Annotated in this window: 13 protein-coding genes and 1 pseudogene; 2 read left to right on the forward strand and 12 right to left on the reverse strand. The window is 62.4% G+C overall.

What is annotated here, in order from left to right:
• Nucleotides 1-102 precede the first annotated feature (102 nt).
• A complete protein-coding gene (locus BDB13_RS01215) occupies nt 103-1,533 on the reverse strand; it encodes a cellulase family glycosylhydrolase (protein WP_254922660.1) in 1,431 nt (476 codons plus the stop codon).
• Between the two features lie 110 nt (nt 1,534-1,643).
• The gene (locus BDB13_RS01220) at nt 1,644-3,776 is read right to left on the reverse strand and encodes a phosphocholine-specific phospholipase C (RefSeq protein ID WP_094270046.1); all 2,133 of its coding nucleotides are present in this window, start codon (nt 3,774-3,776) and stop codon (nt 1,644-1,646) included.
• A gap of 662 nt (nt 3,777-4,438) precedes the next feature.
• On the opposite strand from BDB13_RS01220, the gene BDB13_RS01225 reads away from it, so the two are divergent.
• Nucleotides 4,439-6,754 (forward strand): Ig-like domain-containing protein, encoded by a 2,316-nt coding sequence (locus BDB13_RS01225; protein WP_094270047.1) that lies wholly within the window; start codon nt 4,439-4,441, stop codon nt 6,752-6,754.
• 94 nt (nt 6,755-6,848) lie between these two features.
• Here the strand turns inward: BDB13_RS01225 and BDB13_RS32705 are convergent.
• The 8 genes and pseudogenes from BDB13_RS32705 to BDB13_RS01260 form a co-directional block, all read right to left on the reverse strand.
• A pseudogene (locus BDB13_RS32705) lies at nt 6,849-6,991 on the reverse strand (IS6 family transposase); the annotation flags it as partial.
• 72 nt (nt 6,992-7,063) lie between these two features.
• The gene (locus BDB13_RS01230; RefSeq protein ID WP_254922661.1) at nt 7,064-8,116 is read right to left on the reverse strand and encodes a hypothetical protein; all 1,053 of its coding nucleotides are present in this window, start codon (nt 8,114-8,116) and stop codon (nt 7,064-7,066) included.
• Complete coding sequence (locus BDB13_RS01235) at nt 8,109-8,708, reverse strand: signal peptidase I (protein ID WP_094270048.1); 600 nt, start codon at nt 8,706-8,708, stop codon at nt 8,109-8,111. Before BDB13_RS01235 ends, BDB13_RS01230 begins: the two co-directional genes overlap by 8 nt.
• Nucleotides 8,705-9,322 (reverse strand): SipW-dependent-type signal peptide-containing protein, encoded by a 618-nt coding sequence (locus tag BDB13_RS01240; protein ID WP_094270049.1) that lies wholly within the window; start codon nt 9,320-9,322, stop codon nt 8,705-8,707. Before BDB13_RS01240 ends, BDB13_RS01235 begins: the two co-directional genes overlap by 4 nt.
• On the reverse strand, nt 9,315-10,037 hold the full coding sequence (locus tag BDB13_RS01245) for a signal peptidase I (protein ID WP_254922662.1): 723 nt from the start codon (nt 10,035-10,037) through the stop codon (nt 9,315-9,317). The genes BDB13_RS01240 and BDB13_RS01245 overlap by 8 nt, the downstream gene beginning before the upstream one ends.
• 26 nt (nt 10,038-10,063) lie before the next feature.
• A complete protein-coding gene (locus BDB13_RS01250) occupies nt 10,064-10,609 on the reverse strand; it encodes a hypothetical protein (protein ID WP_094270051.1) in 546 nt (181 codons plus the stop codon).
• 25 nt (nt 10,610-10,634) lie between these two features.
• Nucleotides 10,635-11,135 (reverse strand): alternate-type signal peptide domain-containing protein, encoded by a 501-nt coding sequence (locus BDB13_RS01255; protein WP_094270052.1) that lies wholly within the window; start codon nt 11,133-11,135, stop codon nt 10,635-10,637.
• A 211-nt stretch (nt 11,136-11,346) separates the two neighbouring features.
• Complete coding sequence (locus BDB13_RS01260; protein ID WP_254922663.1) at nt 11,347-12,255, reverse strand: Ig-like domain-containing protein; 909 nt, start codon at nt 12,253-12,255, stop codon at nt 11,347-11,349.
• 480 nt (nt 12,256-12,735) lie between these two features.
• On the opposite strand from BDB13_RS01260, the gene BDB13_RS01265 reads away from it, so the two are divergent.
• Nucleotides 12,736-13,449: a hypothetical protein gene (locus BDB13_RS01265; protein ID WP_254922664.1), complete on the forward strand. Its 714-nt coding sequence runs from the start codon at nt 12,736-12,738 to the stop codon at nt 13,447-13,449.
• 77 nt (nt 13,450-13,526) lie between these two features.
• Here BDB13_RS01265 and BDB13_RS01270 read toward each other — a convergent pair whose 3' ends face one another.
• Together BDB13_RS01270 and BDB13_RS01275 are read right to left on the reverse strand one after the other, a co-directional pair.
• Nucleotides 13,527-15,263 carry an Ig-like domain-containing protein gene (locus tag BDB13_RS01270; protein WP_254922665.1) on the reverse strand — a complete coding sequence of 579 codons (1,737 nt, stop codon included), beginning with the start codon at nt 15,261-15,263 and terminating at the stop codon, nt 13,527-13,529.
• Nucleotides 15,264-15,292: 29 nt separating this feature from the next.
• Entirely contained in the window at nt 15,293-16,420 is a 1,128-nt protein-coding gene (locus tag BDB13_RS01275; protein ID WP_094270056.1) for an Ig-like domain-containing protein, read from the reverse strand.
• Nucleotides 16,421-16,567 lie beyond the last annotated feature (147 nt).

The raw sequence follows: 16,567 nt of genomic DNA on the forward strand, positions 1-16,567 counted from the left end.
AATCTCACGTGCGCCGAGCCGTAAACCATTGATGTCCAGCCGCCCTTGCCAATTGGCTGACGTGACAAGGGCGTCACATTGTCAAGCGACAAACCCCGGCTATCAACCTGCTGGGGTTACCGTGACAGTCGCGGTAGGTGCGCCAGTTGCCGTCCGGACAGTAAGCAATCGGCTTTCGCGATCCCAGTTCACGACGTCGGCACCCTCGACATTGACGCCACCGGGGAACCCACTCTCCGGCAAGTAGATCTCAGTCGGTGCCGTGACTGCGGGGTCAGGAGTCAACGTCAACTGAAGGCGGTCGACAGTCGACGACCATTCGGTGGGCGTGCCCGCCACCGCGCGGGGGTACGGCTTGTTCAGAGAGTCGACGAGCAGCGTCTGCGATCCGTCAGGCAGGTACGGACCCCAGGGGCCGGGATCGCTGGACCAGTACGCGACACCTGCGCCCATCTCTCGAGCGTTCGTATACACACGATCGATGTAGTCAGTGGCTCCGGGCAATGTGGTGTCGAGCCCGATCTCTCCGATGATGATCGGTACGCCGCCGAGTACGTCACCGGCGACGTGTTCGATGTCGGCGCGCCAGGCGGTGATAGTCGCGTCGGTGAGGGTGCGTGACAAACCCGAGTACCCGTCACCGAGGTCAAGGGGAAGCGGGTAGAGGTGCGGGCAGTAGGCGATTCGCTGCTCGCCGGCGCGCGGATCGTTGATCTTGGTGAGCCCGCTGGAAAGTCCCTGGTTGACACCGATAGCCTGCGGGGCGACACATACCCAGCTGTCCTGGTCGACCTGACGAATCGCATTGGTGGTCCGCTGATACATCGCGGCGAGCGGTCCTGCCTCGAACGACGGACCCTGCATGGAACCGCCGAAGGGCTCGTTCATCAAGTCGTACGCCACAACGGTGTCATTGCCGGCGAAGCGCTCGGCAACGGCCTTCCAGGCGTTCGCGTAGTGCTCGACCAACTCGGGGTGCTTGCCGGTGGTGTTCCAGAAGTTGTCGAACGCACGCATCACGCCGGGCTGGATGTAGTACAGCTCCCAGCGGGGCTGAGGTTTCACCGCGAGGCCGTCCATAAACGTCGCCCAGGCCGGTGCACCGTTGCCAATGTTGCCGGCACCGTTGCCGCCGTCGCCTGCCGGAGTAATTGCACCGGAGTACACGTCCTGGTGCATGTCGAGCATCACCTTGTAGCCGCGCTCGGCGTACCAGCTGACCCGATCCTCGACGCGGTCCAGATATGCCTGGTCGTACTGTCCTGGTGCGGGTTCCACGGAGCGCCAGGAGATCAGGAAACGCACGAAGTTCGTTCCCATGTCGGCTTGTTCGCGGTCGAGGTCCGCCTCGGTGAAGTCCGGCATGCCATCCGGCGCACTCTTGGCGCTGGAGGCGGTGTTGAACCCTCGCAGGATCAGGGATCGACCAGCATCGTCCGTAATGTAGGACGGCGCAACGTCACTTCCACCTGATGACGCCAAACTACCTTGTGCCGCAGCAACACCGGCACCGAGGGCGAGCGAACCCGCCATAATCAGTGATACGAACTGTATTCGACGCACAGAACCTCCTACTAAACGATGTGATTGATCAACTTGTCCCACTAGGGATTCAGATCTGGGCTTGATTGCTCGTCGCCACATCATGCCTGTTGGCTGACGCTGCTGAGGCCGTTCTCGATATGTCCGACGAGCCTGCGACGGAAGTCCGGATCCTCGTCGACAGCCACGGTGGCCTCATACCAGCCGTCCACCGACGGCACCGTCCACGACGCACTGCCGCCGGCCGCGATCAGACGACTCTGACCGTCGATCACGACGGTCAGAGCGCGGGACCCTGAATTCGCCGCAGTCACATCGAGCACTCCCCCCGACGCATCGACCCGGGTGGACACGTCGAGCGCAGCTGCCGCGCCGTCGATCGACCCGACAAACTCACGCCGGAAACCGTTGGGCCCCAACAGGGTCAGGCTGTACTTCGCCCCCTCGAGGGCAACGGTGTCGTCTGTCTGTCCGAGGACGTCGTAGTGCCGCGGTAGGTCGAACTCCCCCGCATAGGGATACAAAGCCAGGTGCGCCGACTCGGCACCGGCGTTGACCAGGTGCACCGTCAGAGAACGCGCACCGGGGTCCACGGTCGCAGACGCGTCCGACTGATACGGCAAGGCCCGAGCGGGACGGGTACCGCTCTCCTGCACCGGCATGTGCTGCAAGGCCGGTGGGGTCGGGGTCCACCGCGGCTCGAGCGGCGGGGTGGGCTGCGGGCGAGTGACATTCGGCCGGCTTCGCGGGTTCGCGAAGTCGAAGGCCGACGTCAGGTCCCCACTGACCGTCCGCCGCCACGGATCGATCTCCGGTTGGGTGATCCCGAATCGCTTCTCCAGGAACTGGTTCACCGATGTGTGGTCGAAGACCTGCGAACACACGAACCCGCCGACGGTCCACGGCGAGATGATCGTCATCGGCACCCGGGGACCGAGCCCGAGCGGCTGACCCCCCACCCACTCCGAACCGACCGAGAGGGGCGGACGAGGCGGCGGCACATGGTCGAAGAAGCCGTCGTTCTCGTCGAAGTTGACGATCACGGCAGTCTTCGCCCAGAGCGCCGGATCGGAAGCGATCGCGTCGAGCACCTGGTACAGCAGCGTCGCGCTCGCCGCCGGCGACGATCCGGACGGATGCTCCGAATCAACCTCGGACGGAACGAGATAACTGACCTGCGGCAGCGTTCCAGACTCGACGTCCTTACGGAACTCGGCGGCAAGCGTGCCCGGCCGTGACCGGTACAGCGCGCGGTCGTACAACTGCCGATCAGCGGGAGAGAGTCCGTCCGCCGCTCTCTCGAGGGCTCGCACCGCCGCGTCCTGGGCCGCGGCAGGCAACTCGGGCAGCGCCAGGTAGAGCCCGGCCAGTGTCTGCACTTGGAAGGGGATCACGCTGAGTAGCTGAGCCCCCACCTTCTTGAAGGTGGTGAAGTACTCGAGGTTGTTGTCCTGAAAGTTGTCCCACTCCTGGTACGTCTTCCAGCTGATGCCGGCGGCTTGTAGCCGCTCCGGAACGGTGCTCCAGTCGTAGCCGGCGTGCCACGGGTTGTACGCGGCGTTGGTGACGGCACGACCCCCGGGACCTCCGGATTCCGACGACCCCGCCGAACCCAACGAATCCATCGAACCCAACGGATTCAGGCCGGCTGGTTCGAATCCGGTGTACCCGGACACCCAATAGTTGCGGTTCGGGCTCGTCGATGTCGGCACCGAGCAGTGGTAGGCGTCGCAGATCGTGAATGCATCCGCGAGCTCGTAGTGGAACGGCATGTCCTGGCGGTCGTAGTAAGCCATCGTTGAGGCAGTCTTGGCTTCGATCCAGCCGTCGTGCCAGCCGTCCGCCAGGGCGTTGTGGCCGCCCTCCCAACTGTGGTCGAGGCCGGTGACGTTCTGGGTGTCCATCTGCTGCGCGGCAGCAGAGTCCCGGATCGGGAACGGGAGCACCGGGCCGTTCGGTCCCGGCTGCTCCAGCGCGGAGCCCCCGCCCCGCAACGTCAACGAATTGGGGTCACCGAAACCTCTTACACCGCGCAACATTCCGTAGTAGTGGTCGAACGAGCGGTTCTCCTGCATGACCAGGACAACGTGCTCGATGGAGTCGAGCCCTCCCGGAGGTACGGGCGAAGCCATTGCGCGTTGCAGCGACGGAGGCAGCATCGAGGTGGCGGCGACAGCTGCCGCGCCGGCGCCGGCGGTCAAGAACATTCGACGAGAAAGAGAATTCAAAGGCACGTGGGCTCCATCGCCAGATCAATCAGTGCAGGACTTCCAATTTCGGAACTGTAGACCAATCGTCCAGTAGGAGTGGCGAAATCACTGTTTTCACTGTGAGTCTCCGAGGCCCTGTCAAGTTGTTGGGATCGCCCGATCTGATGCGTCGTCAACGTACAAGTTCTGCCGGTCCGGGCTTGATTTCGCCCGTCGGTTGCGCCGATATCAGCCGAGGACCGGTGACGAGTCAGGTGCCTGACCACCGACAATCACGACAGCTATCAGGCGGCACACCAAATTTCCCTGTCGTGATCAAGCATCGACAGTTACACCATTAAGACAGTCGGTCGAGAACTTCCAACAACACCCGGCAGCCCGAACACCGCTCCGCCGACGCCCAGAAATACCTGAAAACAGTTGTACTCCAATTAACTTGACATTGAACAACTTGACATCCATGTCTCGAACCCGCAGCTGAATCAGCCACCCTAGGCGTCCAAGCAGCACGAATCACCGCACTGTCCTGCTCACATCAATTACGGCAATTCTCGCGATTCACCCTAATTGCTGATCGATTGCGCTACCTTGAGCCGGATCGACTAACTGGACGCTCGTCTAGCCGCCCGCTTCAGGGCTGTTGCCTGGACGCCCCCAGATCCCCCAGAACCCGAAGAAAGGGAATCATGATGCAGAGCAACACCCTTCGTGCGGTCGGAGGCCTGAGCGCATTTGCTGTGGCCGCCGGATTCGCGGTCTCAATCGGCGGCGGAGTCGCCAGTGCAGCAGCAGGATCGACTAGCTGGGCCGACGGCAACACCAACTTGAGCCGCACCATCAGCAATGTAACCCCGGTCGAGGGCGAAATCATCACCTCCTCGACCACCTTCAAGCGGGCTCAATTCAAGGAAGCCGAATTACTCTGGATGGTCAAGGACTTCCACCAGACGTGTCTGACCTACGTGCCTAATTCCGCCAAGCTCAACGGCAACGCGATCGCCTCGACGTCGGAGGCGGGCTTCGCCATGGTCGGCAGCCCCACGGCCACCACGACCTTGGCGAGGGTGGTCGACAACTTCGCGAACGGCGGCACTACGCCGGCCACGTTCGTGTTCTCGTACAAGGTCGGTGCCGACTGCGCCCGTGGTGTCCCGCTGGTTACGGGGATGGACTACAACGGCGATCTCGGTTTCAGCACCTTCGCCACCAAAGGCCCGTCAGTCTCGGTAGCCAAGAATGTTTCGACAACTGCGCTCGCACCGGTCACCGGCGCAAAGGTAGGCCAGTCGACGACACTGAGCGCGACAGTCACCGGCGGCGCCGACGGCAACATCGTCGAGTTCTACGACGGCACAACCAAGCTCGGCCAAGGCCCACTGGCCGCCGGTACGGCCACCTTCGCGTGGGCACCGGCCACCACGGATGCGCACAGCCTGACCGCGAAATTCCTGGGAACGACGCAAGCCAACGAGTCGACCTCGACTGCGCAGAACGTGTCGGTGTCTGCAGCTGACGTCGTGACCACGACCGCCGTGACCGGCCCGGCCACCGCTGTTGCCGGTGCGGATGTTGTTCTCAACGTGCAGGTTTCCCCGGCCCCGGTCGGCGGCACCGTCCAGTTCAAGAACGGCGTTACTGACATCGGTACCGCCGTCACCCTGGACGCTGACGGCAAGGGCTCCATCACCCAGCAGTTCACCACCGGTGCCCAGAGCATCACCGCCGTGTACTCCGGCGCAACCGGATTCGTCACCTCCACCTCGGATGCACACAACATCACGGTCTCTCCCGCGAACGTCGCCACCACCACCACCGTCACCGGTGACACCACCGGCGTCGTCGGCACCGATGTCGCACTGACCGTGAACGTTTCACCCGCCCCCGCCGCCGGCTCCACCGTCCAGTTCAAGAACGGCACCGAAGACCTCGGAACCCCGGTCTCCCTCGACGCCCAAGGCAACGCCTCCACCACCGCACCCCTGGCAGCCGGAACCCACTCCATCACCGCCGTATTCGCCGGCGCCGGAGAATTCCAGCCCTCCACCTCCACCCCACACACCGTCGCCGTCACCCCGGCCAACGTCGCAACCACCACCACCATCACCGGCGACACCACCGGCGTCGTCGGCACCGATGTCGCACTGACCGTGAACGTTTCACCCGCCCCCGCCGCCGGCTCCACCGTCCAGTTCAAGAACGGCACCGAAGACCTCGGAACCCCGGTCTCCCTCGACGCCCAAGGCAACGCCTCCACCACCGCACCCCTGGCAGCCGGAACCCACTCCATCACCGCCGTATTCGCCGGCGCCGCAGAATTCCAGCCCTCCACCTCCACCCCACATTCTGTCGCGGTGACCGCAGCCGATGTCGCCACCACCACGGTGCTGACGGCCCCGGCTACCGCAGTCTCCGGCACGGACGTGACTCTGGAAGTACAGGTTTCACCCGTTCCGACCAGTGGAACCGTCCAGTTCAAGAACGGCACCGACGACCTCGGTGCACCGGTCGCCCTCGACTCCGAGGGCAAGGCGTCCATCACCCAGCAGTTCACCGTCGGCGCTCCGAGCATCACCGCCGTCTATTCCGGCGCAACCGGCTTCATCACCTCCACCTCGACCGCACACACCATCGAGGTCACCGCCCCGGCCGCCACCGACGTCGCCACCACCACGGTGCTGACCCTGCTCCCCACCGCAACAACAGGTCTCGCCGTCGACCTGGTCGCCACGATCTCCCCGACCCCGGCCGGTGGCACCGTCCAGTTCAAGGACGGTGACACACTGATCGGTGATCCTGTCGCGGTCGTGAACGGCAAGGCAACGCTCTCGCACGCCTTCCTGACTGCCGGCACCAGCCACATCACCGCGGTCTACAGCGGCACCCCGGGCCACCTCGGTTCTACGACCGCAGAGGAAAGCACTGTCGTAGTCACCGACGCCCCCGGCAACGGCGGCATGTTCGGATCGCTGGGCAACATCTTCGGGAACATCTTCGGATCCTGAGGCTCTGATTCCTGTACCAGCGATATGAGTGTGGCCCCCGCCGGAAGTTTCGGCGGGGGCCACACTCGTTTGCACGGCAAGGAATTTCGGTGCGACCGGGACTATCCGAATTGGTGGCGACGTAGGTTGCGTAGGCCTGCCCGAACTTGGCGCACCACCGCCGGATCGTCTCGTAGCTGACCACGCGACACCGCGTTCGAGCATAAGTTCCTCAACTTCGCAGAAGCTGGGCGGGAATGATCGGGCGCGACGACTGTGCCCCCGAGTCCGGGGACTCGGGGGCACAGTCGAGGGGTCAGCGGTCAACAGTTATTCGAAATCAGGCATGTTCTGCCCGCTATCCTTGTAAAACTTCCACTTGCCGTCCTGCGGCGACTCCATGATGCGGTACACCTCAGTGTCTCCGACGATCCACAGTTGGCCATCGAGCCAGTGCAAGGTCGAGCCCGATTCGGCGCGGCCGCTGGCGAGTTCATTGCCGTCTGCGTCTACGACCGCGACTTTGTTTCCGCCCGCGGTCCAGCCTGCGGTGAGACCGCCACTCTCTACAGTAGCCGTCAGCAGCGGCTTCGGATCCTCGGCCGGAGTGGTCTCCGGCGAGGTAGTCGGAGCCGGAGTAGTCGTCGCGCTAGTCGGAGCCTCGGTCGTAGTTGAGTCAGGAGCCTGCGTCGTCGAGGTCGGCTCCGGCGTGGTGGTCTGCCCGGCCTGCGTTTCCTCGGTCACGCCCGGCTGCGAATCCATCTCCATCGCCTCGGGTGCTATCCCACGTGCCTGGAGTCCGTTGGGAACCGGAGTCGTCGGATCCCAATCCCTGGTGTTCTCCCAAGCCTGGTTGGCCAACTCCGGACCAGTACCGCCCTGACATTCGGTCCTGTTCGAAACGAGGTCCTTGTGGGTGATCTCCACTGAGGTCCTATATCCCGACGAGACCACCGAACCATTTACCGTGTGAATCCGGGCATACATTACGTTCCGGCTGCCATGGGAAATTCCGCTGATTGAGGTCTGATTCGCGCCCAAATCATCCACTCGGACAACAAAATTGGGGTCGGATTGCCTAACGAAGACCACCTTGTACCCGGTGGCACCTGGAACTGGTGTCCAGGAAATCGACACTCGCCGCCCCGTAACGGTGTCGTACCAGGGTGCGTCATACCAACAATTGATCGCGCCAACAGTCAGCGGTGTCGGATAGAAGTTGCCCGTCGCCACCTGTGCGCCAGTCGAATTGACTGCGTCAGTTGGATTGGCCATCGTCCCGGTCGTCTGGGCCAAACCGAAGGCCATCGCAGCAGCGCCGCCAATCGCGATCAACGAACGTACCGACCTCAGGCGGGTGCGTGCCCGTCGAATTTCAACCATTGTGAGCCTCCTGAAACTCCCCGCGCGTTTCGTCTGCATCGACGCGGGCGTCATTTGTAGTGGCGGCGTCGTTGTTCTCCAGACGCCGGTCTTTCGTTCGTCCAAATGCGATGACCAGCACCGCGCCTACCAATCCGCCGCCGAGGAAGGTCGCGAGCGGGCTGGAAAGCCAAGCCACGACATATCCGAGTCCTCTAATGCTGAAGAACACGCGGTCAGCCTCGGTGATCGTGTACGGCAACCGATCGGGCGTGTTGTTAGCGTCACCCTTCAGAGTGGCGAGCACCGTGTTCGCGCCGGCTGGCTCGAGTTCGACAACGCGGTGGGTGATGCGAACGTCCTGGTCATTGTCGACGCTGATCACATCGCCGACGGCCAGTTCAGTCGCCGGCACTGCCTTCGCGAATGCCAGTGCGCCGGTGGATATCTCCGGTCCCATCGAACCGGATCGGAAGACGAGCGGTTTGATGCCGAAGAGAAGTGATGCGAGAGTCGCGCCGATGCAGATCAGCCCGGCGACCGCGGCGACGTTCAGCGTGATCTCCTTGCCTCTGCTGCGGCCCGGCAAATCCATCTCATCGGTGGATGTCATGGTGCTGCTACAACGCCTTCGGCCGTGAAGTTGAAGCCGAGGTCGGCAATCTTGAACTGCTCAGTCTTTCCAGCGGTCGAATCGACCTTGACCTGGATGCACACGTTGTCAGTCGCGCCAGCGGTCAACGTCCTTCCCGTAACAAGGGTCGGACTGGTGGACACGCTTTTCGCGGTACCGATCATTGTTCCAGAGCACGTGCTGCCATTGTTGGCGGCAGTTTCATGCAGACTCACTGTCAACTTGCCGACCAGTGTCGATGATCCGGAACCGTTCGCGGCCACAGCCCACTTGAAATTAACCGCTCCTGTGTTCTGGACCTTGACCGGCCCGGCCACGCTTTGTCCCGGCTGCATGCTGTTGCGCTTGAGCGCGATGAACTGGTGCGTGGGCCGCTGGTTGTCGACCTGCAGCTGGACCGACGACGTGCTGAACATGCCGGTGGTCGCGGTGGCACTGTCGGACCACGCCGCCATCGTTCCGACCGCGCCGAGGCCTAAGACCATGCCTAGGGAGAGGACGGCCCGGGTGCGGGTCCAGCCGGTGTCGCCCAGACTGCCGCGCATCCCCGACCCGAAGCGCGCGCTAGTGCGCGATTGCTGGTTGTTAGACATTCTCGTGTCCTATTTTCGTTTCAGTGGTTGATACCGGCATGGCATGAGCCTGCAAGTCGTCTGCATCGGAACCCTTTTCATCGACCGATTCCCCGTGCGCGCCGTTCTCCCGGCGTTTGTCGAGCAATCCGCTGATCACCATCCACACCGCGTATCCGCCCAGGGCTACTGCGACGCCGGTGATGAGGATCGACCGCGATTGACCGTTGATCACCGTGTTCACCCGGCCGAGCTGCGGCACCGAGTAGATGACCCGACCCCGGATCTGTTCGGGCACAAGCGACCACGAATCAGCGATGGGGTTGTTGTCGCCGCGAGTGTGGATGCGACGCTCCCCTTCCCCGGTGTAATAGATGCCCTCGATGCGGTGAGTCACCACCGCGGGATCACCGGAAACCGGCTGGAACGTGATCACATCACCGGTCGCCAGATCCTCGTTGGCAGTCGGCTTAACGACGATGAGCGTGCCCGGGGGCATCGTCGGTTCCATCGAGCCGGTGAGCACCGTGTACGCGGTCGAGCCAGTGAGCCGTGGAATCACGACCATCACCGCGAAAAAACCGACCATCAACAGCAACAGCAACCAGGAGACGACGGTGCGAACCCACCACCAGACGGTGGTCTTGTCACCTCCACCGTTCCCTGAATCAGGTTGCGGATCAGACATTTCCGTGTGTGCGCCGTGCCGAGGTTGGTACTCGGCACTTTCGCTCACGCGCTGGTTTCTCGCGGTGACAGTCATTACTGGCTAACCGAGCTTGCCGCGAAGGTGAAAGTGGCGTCGCTCGCCTGAGCGGCGGCAGCGCCCGAACCCAGCGTGGCCCGCAGGCACAGCACCTGCATCTGACCGGCCGCGACGAGTTGGGGCTGAGCAAAGGCCGCCCCGTCCATGGCACCGCTGTAGAGCACGTCAGTGCCCCCATCGCTGGTTGTGGTGCAGGCCGCCTCGTTGGCCACCTTGGTCACACGCAGGGTTAACGGCGGAGGTGTGGCGCCGTTGAGCACCACATCAGACAGCGTGTAGCTCATCTGCACATTGCCGGAGTTGATCACCGGCAAGGGCATCTGAATGCTGTCACCCGGGCCCTTGTTCTCCAACTTGAAGCCGTCGAGGTTGAACTGCTTGACGCCGTCCTGGCCTGCGGAAATGTCGAGCAGACCGGCTGTAATGGTAGCGCCGGGTGATTCAACTGAATCGCGCCACAGCGCGCCGGTCTGCTGCACCGAGACGAACCCGATGAGCAGAACCGACGAGGCTGCGATCGCCCATTTGTACTGGGTTTTCACGTGACCTTCTTCTGGTTACGGATTACTAGGAGAGCGTCTGCTCGAGGGTGACCGCGCCGCCGGAGAGGCTGGCGGTCTTCGTCTGGCCGGTGTTGTCAATCCCCGTGTTGTTGAACGTGATCTCGGTGGTGAACGTGGCCACCTGGTTCAGGCCCGCGCTGTACACCGTCTGGGTGCTACTGGAGGCGGCCGTCGTGAGCTGGCTCGCCAGGTCTCCGGAGACGCCCGAAAGCGACGGCGTCAGCGTGGCCTTCAGGTTCGTGCCGACGAGGTCGATCTTGTAGGTTGCGGTGTACTTGACGACGTCGCCAGGCACGATCTTGTCCGAAGCGGGGTTGAACGTTCCGCCAGTTCCCCACGTCCAGGTGCCGGTACCGGTCTGCTCGACCGCCATCGAACCGGCCGTGACTGTCTGTGCCGCACCCGCGTTGGTGGATGCGTTCCACGAGGCCATGGTGCCCGCGCCGCCGGCGAGGAGCAGTGCGGCTGCACCAGCAGCGATGGCGGCCTTGGTGGTCTTCTTCATCTGGTATTCCTCCTGTGCTGTCGCGTCGGGACATCCGACGCGCTTGGTTGAGCTCGGCTGTGCGGAAGCGCAGGCCGGTGGATCAGCCCGGAAGGGCGTGGGGATTCAGCAGCCGAACGAAATCCGTAGCCGAGAAGTCTGGCGATGCGTGGGCCTGGTGGATACCGTCCCCCGCGCATCGCGAGGATTGTGTGGCCGAATTGGCCGGGCGCTAGCTACCGAGGCTGCCGAACAGGTCCAGGCTGCCGAGGGAACCGCTGCTGCTGCCGCCGGGATCGGTGGTTTTCGCTGCCACCTTCACCGTGACTGCAGTCGAGGCCGGGCTGGTGCCGCAGGCGTTCGTCGCGGTAGCGGTGATCGAGTGATCGCCGACCGTGGCGATTGTCAGGTCGCAGCTGAAGTTGCCGTTCGTGTCCGCAGTAGCTGTGCACGTCGCGCCACCGCCCGTGACGGTGACGGTGCTGCCGGGCTCGGCCTTGCCGGAAACCTTGACCGGTGTACCCGCCTCGACCTCAGCCGCGCCGAGAGTCAGGCCGGTGGGAGCGCCGGGTGCAACCACTGCAGCGGCCTCGTCCTCGACAAGCATGAGACCCCAGCCGCCATTGATCTGATTGCCCTGCACAACCTCACCACCGGGGATACCGAGGATGAACCCGACCATCACGCCGGCGTTGGGAGTGACAGCCTTCTTCGTCAGCTCGATGCGGGTCTCCGAGTCCTTACCGGGACCAATCTGAACCTGCTGACCCTTCTGGCTGCCGATCTGGCCCTGCACTGTCGCGGTGCCGCCATCGGCAACCGACCAGTTCTGGCTGTAGAGGGTGAGAGTGGCGGGCACGGCGCAGGTGTTGCGCACATCGAAGGTCAGCACCGTGCCGGAGTCACCGGGGATCGGGATATAGCCCGTGTTGGTGGGGTTGAAGTCATCCGGCGACACCCAAAGTCCACCGCCCTGGGACATTTCCAGGCAGGAGTCGGTGATGTCGTCACCCGGGACAGCCGAGGCGATGCCGGGAGCGAGCAGCGCACTCGAGGCTGCGAGGAGCAGTGCAGCCGACAGAGTCGCGAACACCGCAGTGCTGCGCCGAGGGAGACGAGTAACACGATCGTTCAGATGCATGTCAGCCATCATCCAGGTCGGACAACCGTCTTGTCTGGCGATCTACTGAAGTTGACACTGTCAAGTTACTTGTCGTGCAACCACTTTCGATAAAACAAGGCATCTCACGGAGCCGCCTGTCAGGCCGCAGTGGCCCGCACGACGACCTGATCCAATACGTGAAATCGAGTACGATTTTCCGTTCTCCGGCCAGTGAAGTGCAGGTCACCCAACAGAGCGCTGCGGCCCGACCAACCGTTCCGCAAAATTCCCTGATATGCACGAAAACTGCTGTATCCCAAACAACTTGACAGTGTCAGCTTAACTACGCGGCCTGTTGCAGTTATCGCATTCCGCCGCAAACTAGACGAGGGTCTAGTAGAAAGGGTGATGCCATGCTCGCGCGTTCCGAACCATTTCGACGGCGCTCACTCCCCCAGCCCAACTGCACGGGCATTCGGAACGCAACTGCAATCCTGATGAATCGAATGGAGCCCTAGAATGTCTCGTCCCTCAATGCGCCAGGCTGTAGCCACAACTGCGTCCTTGGCTCTCATTGCCGCCGGCGTCACCGTCGGAATCGGCACCGGAATTTCCTCCGCCGCCCCCGTCTGCCAGCAGACCTCGAATGCGAGCAAGAACAATCCCTCCACCGTGTGGATCACGCACAACTACAGCAAGACGGTCACCGAAAAAGAGGTAGCTGCGGGCACCGAAGTGACCTACAAGACGGTTGTCGGCACCACCTCGATCGGCAATCCGTACGTCAACACAATCACCGATTACCCGCCTGCCGGATTCGGTGCACCGGTCAGCGCCAGCGTGACCGCTTACCACGCTATTGGTGGCCAGAAATCCGAGGCGGTCACGCCGGTAGCCAACGGAACCGGCTACTCAGTCCGCAGCACCGGATGGTTTGTCAACTCCGGCAACCCGGTGACTCTCGACATCACTTACAAGGTCCCCGCCGGCGTTAAGGTCGGCGATACGATCACAAGTGGCGGCATCGGTGTCGCAGGCACCGTAGGTATCGAAGAGTGGCTCCCGAACTTGAACTCGTGCTTCACTGTTCGCGCCAAGAATGCCGGCGAATCGGCCACCGGAAGCCTCGACGGAGCCGGTCTCGGATCCTCCGACGGTCAGATGTCCTCAACCGGATCTATCAGCGATGTCCTCGGCGACACCATCTCCCGCATCTTGGAAAACGGCAGCTAGTTCGTAAGAAGTCGGCCGAACGCTACTGCCCCCTACTCCGATCGGAGTAGGGGGCAGTAGCGTTCGAATCGATTGAATCAGGAACCGAACAGGCCACCCAATGAACCGTTGCCGTCTGTTCCGCCATCTCCCGGCGTCGACGACACACTCACGATCGATTCGTCCGACGTCGACTGCGTAAACCCAGCACGCCCGTTGAATACAGCCGTGATCCGATGATCGCCGATCGAGGTAAACGTGTGCGTCATACGAGCTACGCCATCTGCCCCGACGACGACGGATTCTCCGATGAGCTGGTCACCGTCGTAGAACTGGACGGAGCCCCCACCCGGGTTCGGTGCGACCGTCACCGACAGTTCAACCGCGGCAGCCTGTTTCGCCGACCCTGGAACATTCAGCGAAGTCGAAGTGGTGACGTCCGACGGTGCCGGATCCGACACGATGACCGATTGCGCTGGTGCTATCGACGGCTTGAATCCTGTTGCGCCGGAGTAATAGGCCGACACAGCGTGTGTTCCCGCCGAGGTGAAGACGTGTTCGAGGGTTGCACTTCCGTCGGCACTCACCGTAATCGGATCACCGATATTTGCAGCGCCGTCCTTGAATTGGAGGGTGCCGGCGGCGGGTAGCGGTGATACCTGTGCCTTCAGAGTCACCGACGTACCTGTCTTGGCATCGCCAGGCACCGTCACTACCGTATCGGTTTGCTTGACTACCGGTGCCGCGGTCACCGTCACCGTCGCCTCTGTAGAGCTGGAGCTCAGAAATCCGTTTACTCCCTGAAATGCAGCGGACACTTGTGCTGTTCCGGCTGTGTAGAACGTATGGGGTAGCCGCGCAACACCATCGGGGCCGGGAGCAACCGGTGAGCCAATGTCAGCACCATTAATTCGGAACTGCACATTGCCCCTTACCGGGGCCGGACCGACATTCGCGACGAGTTCGGTCGGTGCACTCGCCTGCACCGACTCCGGCATCTGCATCGTCGTCGTGGTCGGCTGACTGACGTAAATCGTAGTGAGCGCTTTACCACCGGCATTGAGGCTGGACGAACTATTGTCGCGAGGCGAGCAGTTGTAACGCTCCCAGTAGTTCACCCCGAAAACGTCCTTCTCACGTTGAACGAAGGTGAGAGCATTCTTGTCGTTATCGTAATTTGCAGAACCCGAATCGGAGACGCGCACCGAAGGGTTGATCTCGGTCCCGGCGGCACCGGCCTTGACCGTCACATCGATCGCCGGCAGCCGGAACTTGGTGTTTGCGCCGACGATGATTCCGTCGCTGGATCGAACGGCGGAGTTCGGACCGTTCCCGGTCGTTCGATTCAGACCGGAAATACGCAGATGTGTACCGGCCGCGGACAGGTTTCCGCTGTCGTCGATCTGGGTGACAGTCGGAGTGGCACTGTCGGATCCGAGACCGTACGCACTATTTGCCACGAGTTCGGACTTCACGAATTCCACCCCCGCCGGGATATCGAAGTCATATTTGATCCGCGCCCAATGCACAACCCCTCGGCTGGCGTGGCCGCCGCTGTTCGCCTTCATCTCATTCGGCTGCAGACGATAGGTAAGGGTTTCTCCCGGGGTAGCCGTTGCGGGCGCGGTGACAGTAACCCCCGATCCGACGGTCTCGTTGAACGTGATCGGGCTTGCGGCACCGTCCATCTCGCGGACATGGCATGCGGTTGTGAAGCCCACGTTCTTAACTTCGGGAGCAGCAGAAGCAATCGCACCCCCGGCGACCATGAACAAGCCACCGGCCAACGCAGATGCGGCGGTGAGCGCGCTGCCGCGACGGAACACTGTTTTCATCGACGAATCCTGTTCTCTCTTCACAATTTTCACGACCCGAATCCGAGGCTACCGAGACTGCCGGGTTCGGGGACAACTGGTTCGGTGACATTGACCGTGACGGCTCCGGACATGGATTCCATGAATCCCGCAGTACCGGCGTAGTACGCCGATATGTTGCGGTCGCCCGCCGTGTCCATCGTGCGGTTCGCCTTCGCAACGCCGTTGACGACAGGTACCGGAGCGCCGAGATCGGTACCGCCGTCACGGAACTGCACTGTTCCGCCCGACGGCATGGGAGTCACCGTCGCCGTCAACTCGATCGAATCCCCGACGACTGCACTTGCCGGTGCGCTGATTCGCGTCTCGGTCTGGGCCAGACTCGAATCAACGCTGATTGTTGTCAGCGGCTGACCGCCCGAGTTCAGCGCAGCCGATCGATCGTCGCGCGGTGAGCAATTGGTGGTCAGCCAGTACCTCACCCCACCGAGCAACGTTTCCTGTTGCAAGAAGGTCAGGTAATTGTTCGCGCTGTCGTAGGAACCGGAGTTGGTATCGGTCACACGCAGCATCGGCTTGATCTGGGTACCGACTACGCCCGACACTACGGTGACATCAACGGCGGGGAGTTGGAATGTCTGCCCGGCACCGACCTCGATACCGCCGCCGCTGTTGTTACTGGTGTTCGGCCCGTTGCCGGCTGTGACGTTGTTGCCCGAAATTCGGAGATGTGCACCGTTGGAGTCGGGAGAACCGTTGTCGTTGATCCGAAGAACCGAGGGTGCCACGCCGCCCAGATTCGAACTGGTTCCGGAAACGATCTGCGCCCCCACATACGTGGTGCCGACGGGGATATCGAAATCGAATTTCAGGCGCGTCCAGTTCACGACGTTTCTGAGGTCGTAGCCACTGCTGGGTACCGTCATCGGCTTGGGTGCGATGCGATACGTGAAAGTCGAATTCGGCGGAACGGCTGCCGGTGCCGTGATCGTGACTCCGGAGTCACGCGTCTCGTTGTGAGTGATCGGCCCGGGAAACTGCCAGCCGTGGCACGATGCGGTGAACGGACGATCCACTCCTGCTGCGGACGCGATACCGCTGCCGCCCACTGCGAGGGCAATGCAACCGGTCAAGGACACGGCAGCTACCAGCCCTTTGCGAACCAACGTCGATACCATTCAACTTCTCCTTGATCAGCTCGATAATTCGAGCTCTCGAAACAAACGCTGTATGCCGAGACCACGGCGTGCGCGGACGTGACGCCCAAACCTCCCGAGCAGTAGACCACAGGGGATTGTCAAGTTGTTTGGGATGCAGCAATTTTC

This window comes from Rhodococcus sp. OK302 (assembly GCF_002245895.1).
Lineage (GTDB): Bacteria > Actinomycetota > Actinomycetes > Mycobacteriales > Mycobacteriaceae > Rhodococcus_F.

What these genes read in the sequence shown, in the direction of transcription:
- BDB13_RS01270 (WP_254922665.1), bottom strand. Translation starts at nt 15,263, where the DNA reads ATGAAAACAGTGTTCCGTCGCGGCAGCGCGCTCACCGCCGCATCTGCG.
- BDB13_RS01255 (WP_094270052.1), bottom strand. Translation starts at nt 11,135, where the DNA reads ATGAAGAAGACCACCAAGGCCGCCATCGCTGCTGGTGCAGCCGCACTG.
- BDB13_RS01230 (WP_254922661.1), bottom strand. Translation starts at nt 8,116, where the DNA reads ATGGTTGAAATTCGACGGGCACGCACCCGCCTGAGGTCGGTACGTTCG.
- BDB13_RS01215 (WP_254922660.1), bottom strand. Translation starts at nt 1,533, where the DNA reads ATGGCGGGTTCGCTCGCCCTCGGTGCCGGTGTTGCTGCGGCACAAGGT.
- BDB13_RS01235 (WP_094270048.1), bottom strand. Translation starts at nt 8,708, where the DNA reads ATGACATCCACCGATGAGATGGATTTGCCGGGCCGCAGCAGAGGCAAG.
- BDB13_RS01275 (WP_094270056.1), bottom strand. Translation starts at nt 16,420, where the DNA reads ATGGTATCGACGTTGGTTCGCAAAGGGCTGGTAGCTGCCGTGTCCTTG.
- BDB13_RS01260 (WP_254922663.1), bottom strand. Translation starts at nt 12,255, where the DNA reads ATGCATCTGAACGATCGTGTTACTCGTCTCCCTCGGCGCAGCACTGCG.
- BDB13_RS01240 (WP_094270049.1), bottom strand. Translation starts at nt 9,322, where the DNA reads ATGTCTAACAACCAGCAATCGCGCACTAGCGCGCGCTTCGGGTCGGGG.
- BDB13_RS01265 (WP_254922664.1), top strand. Translation starts at nt 12,736, where the DNA reads ATGTCTCGTCCCTCAATGCGCCAGGCTGTAGCCACAACTGCGTCCTTG.
- BDB13_RS01225 (WP_094270047.1), top strand. Translation starts at nt 4,439, where the DNA reads ATGATGCAGAGCAACACCCTTCGTGCGGTCGGAGGCCTGAGCGCATTT.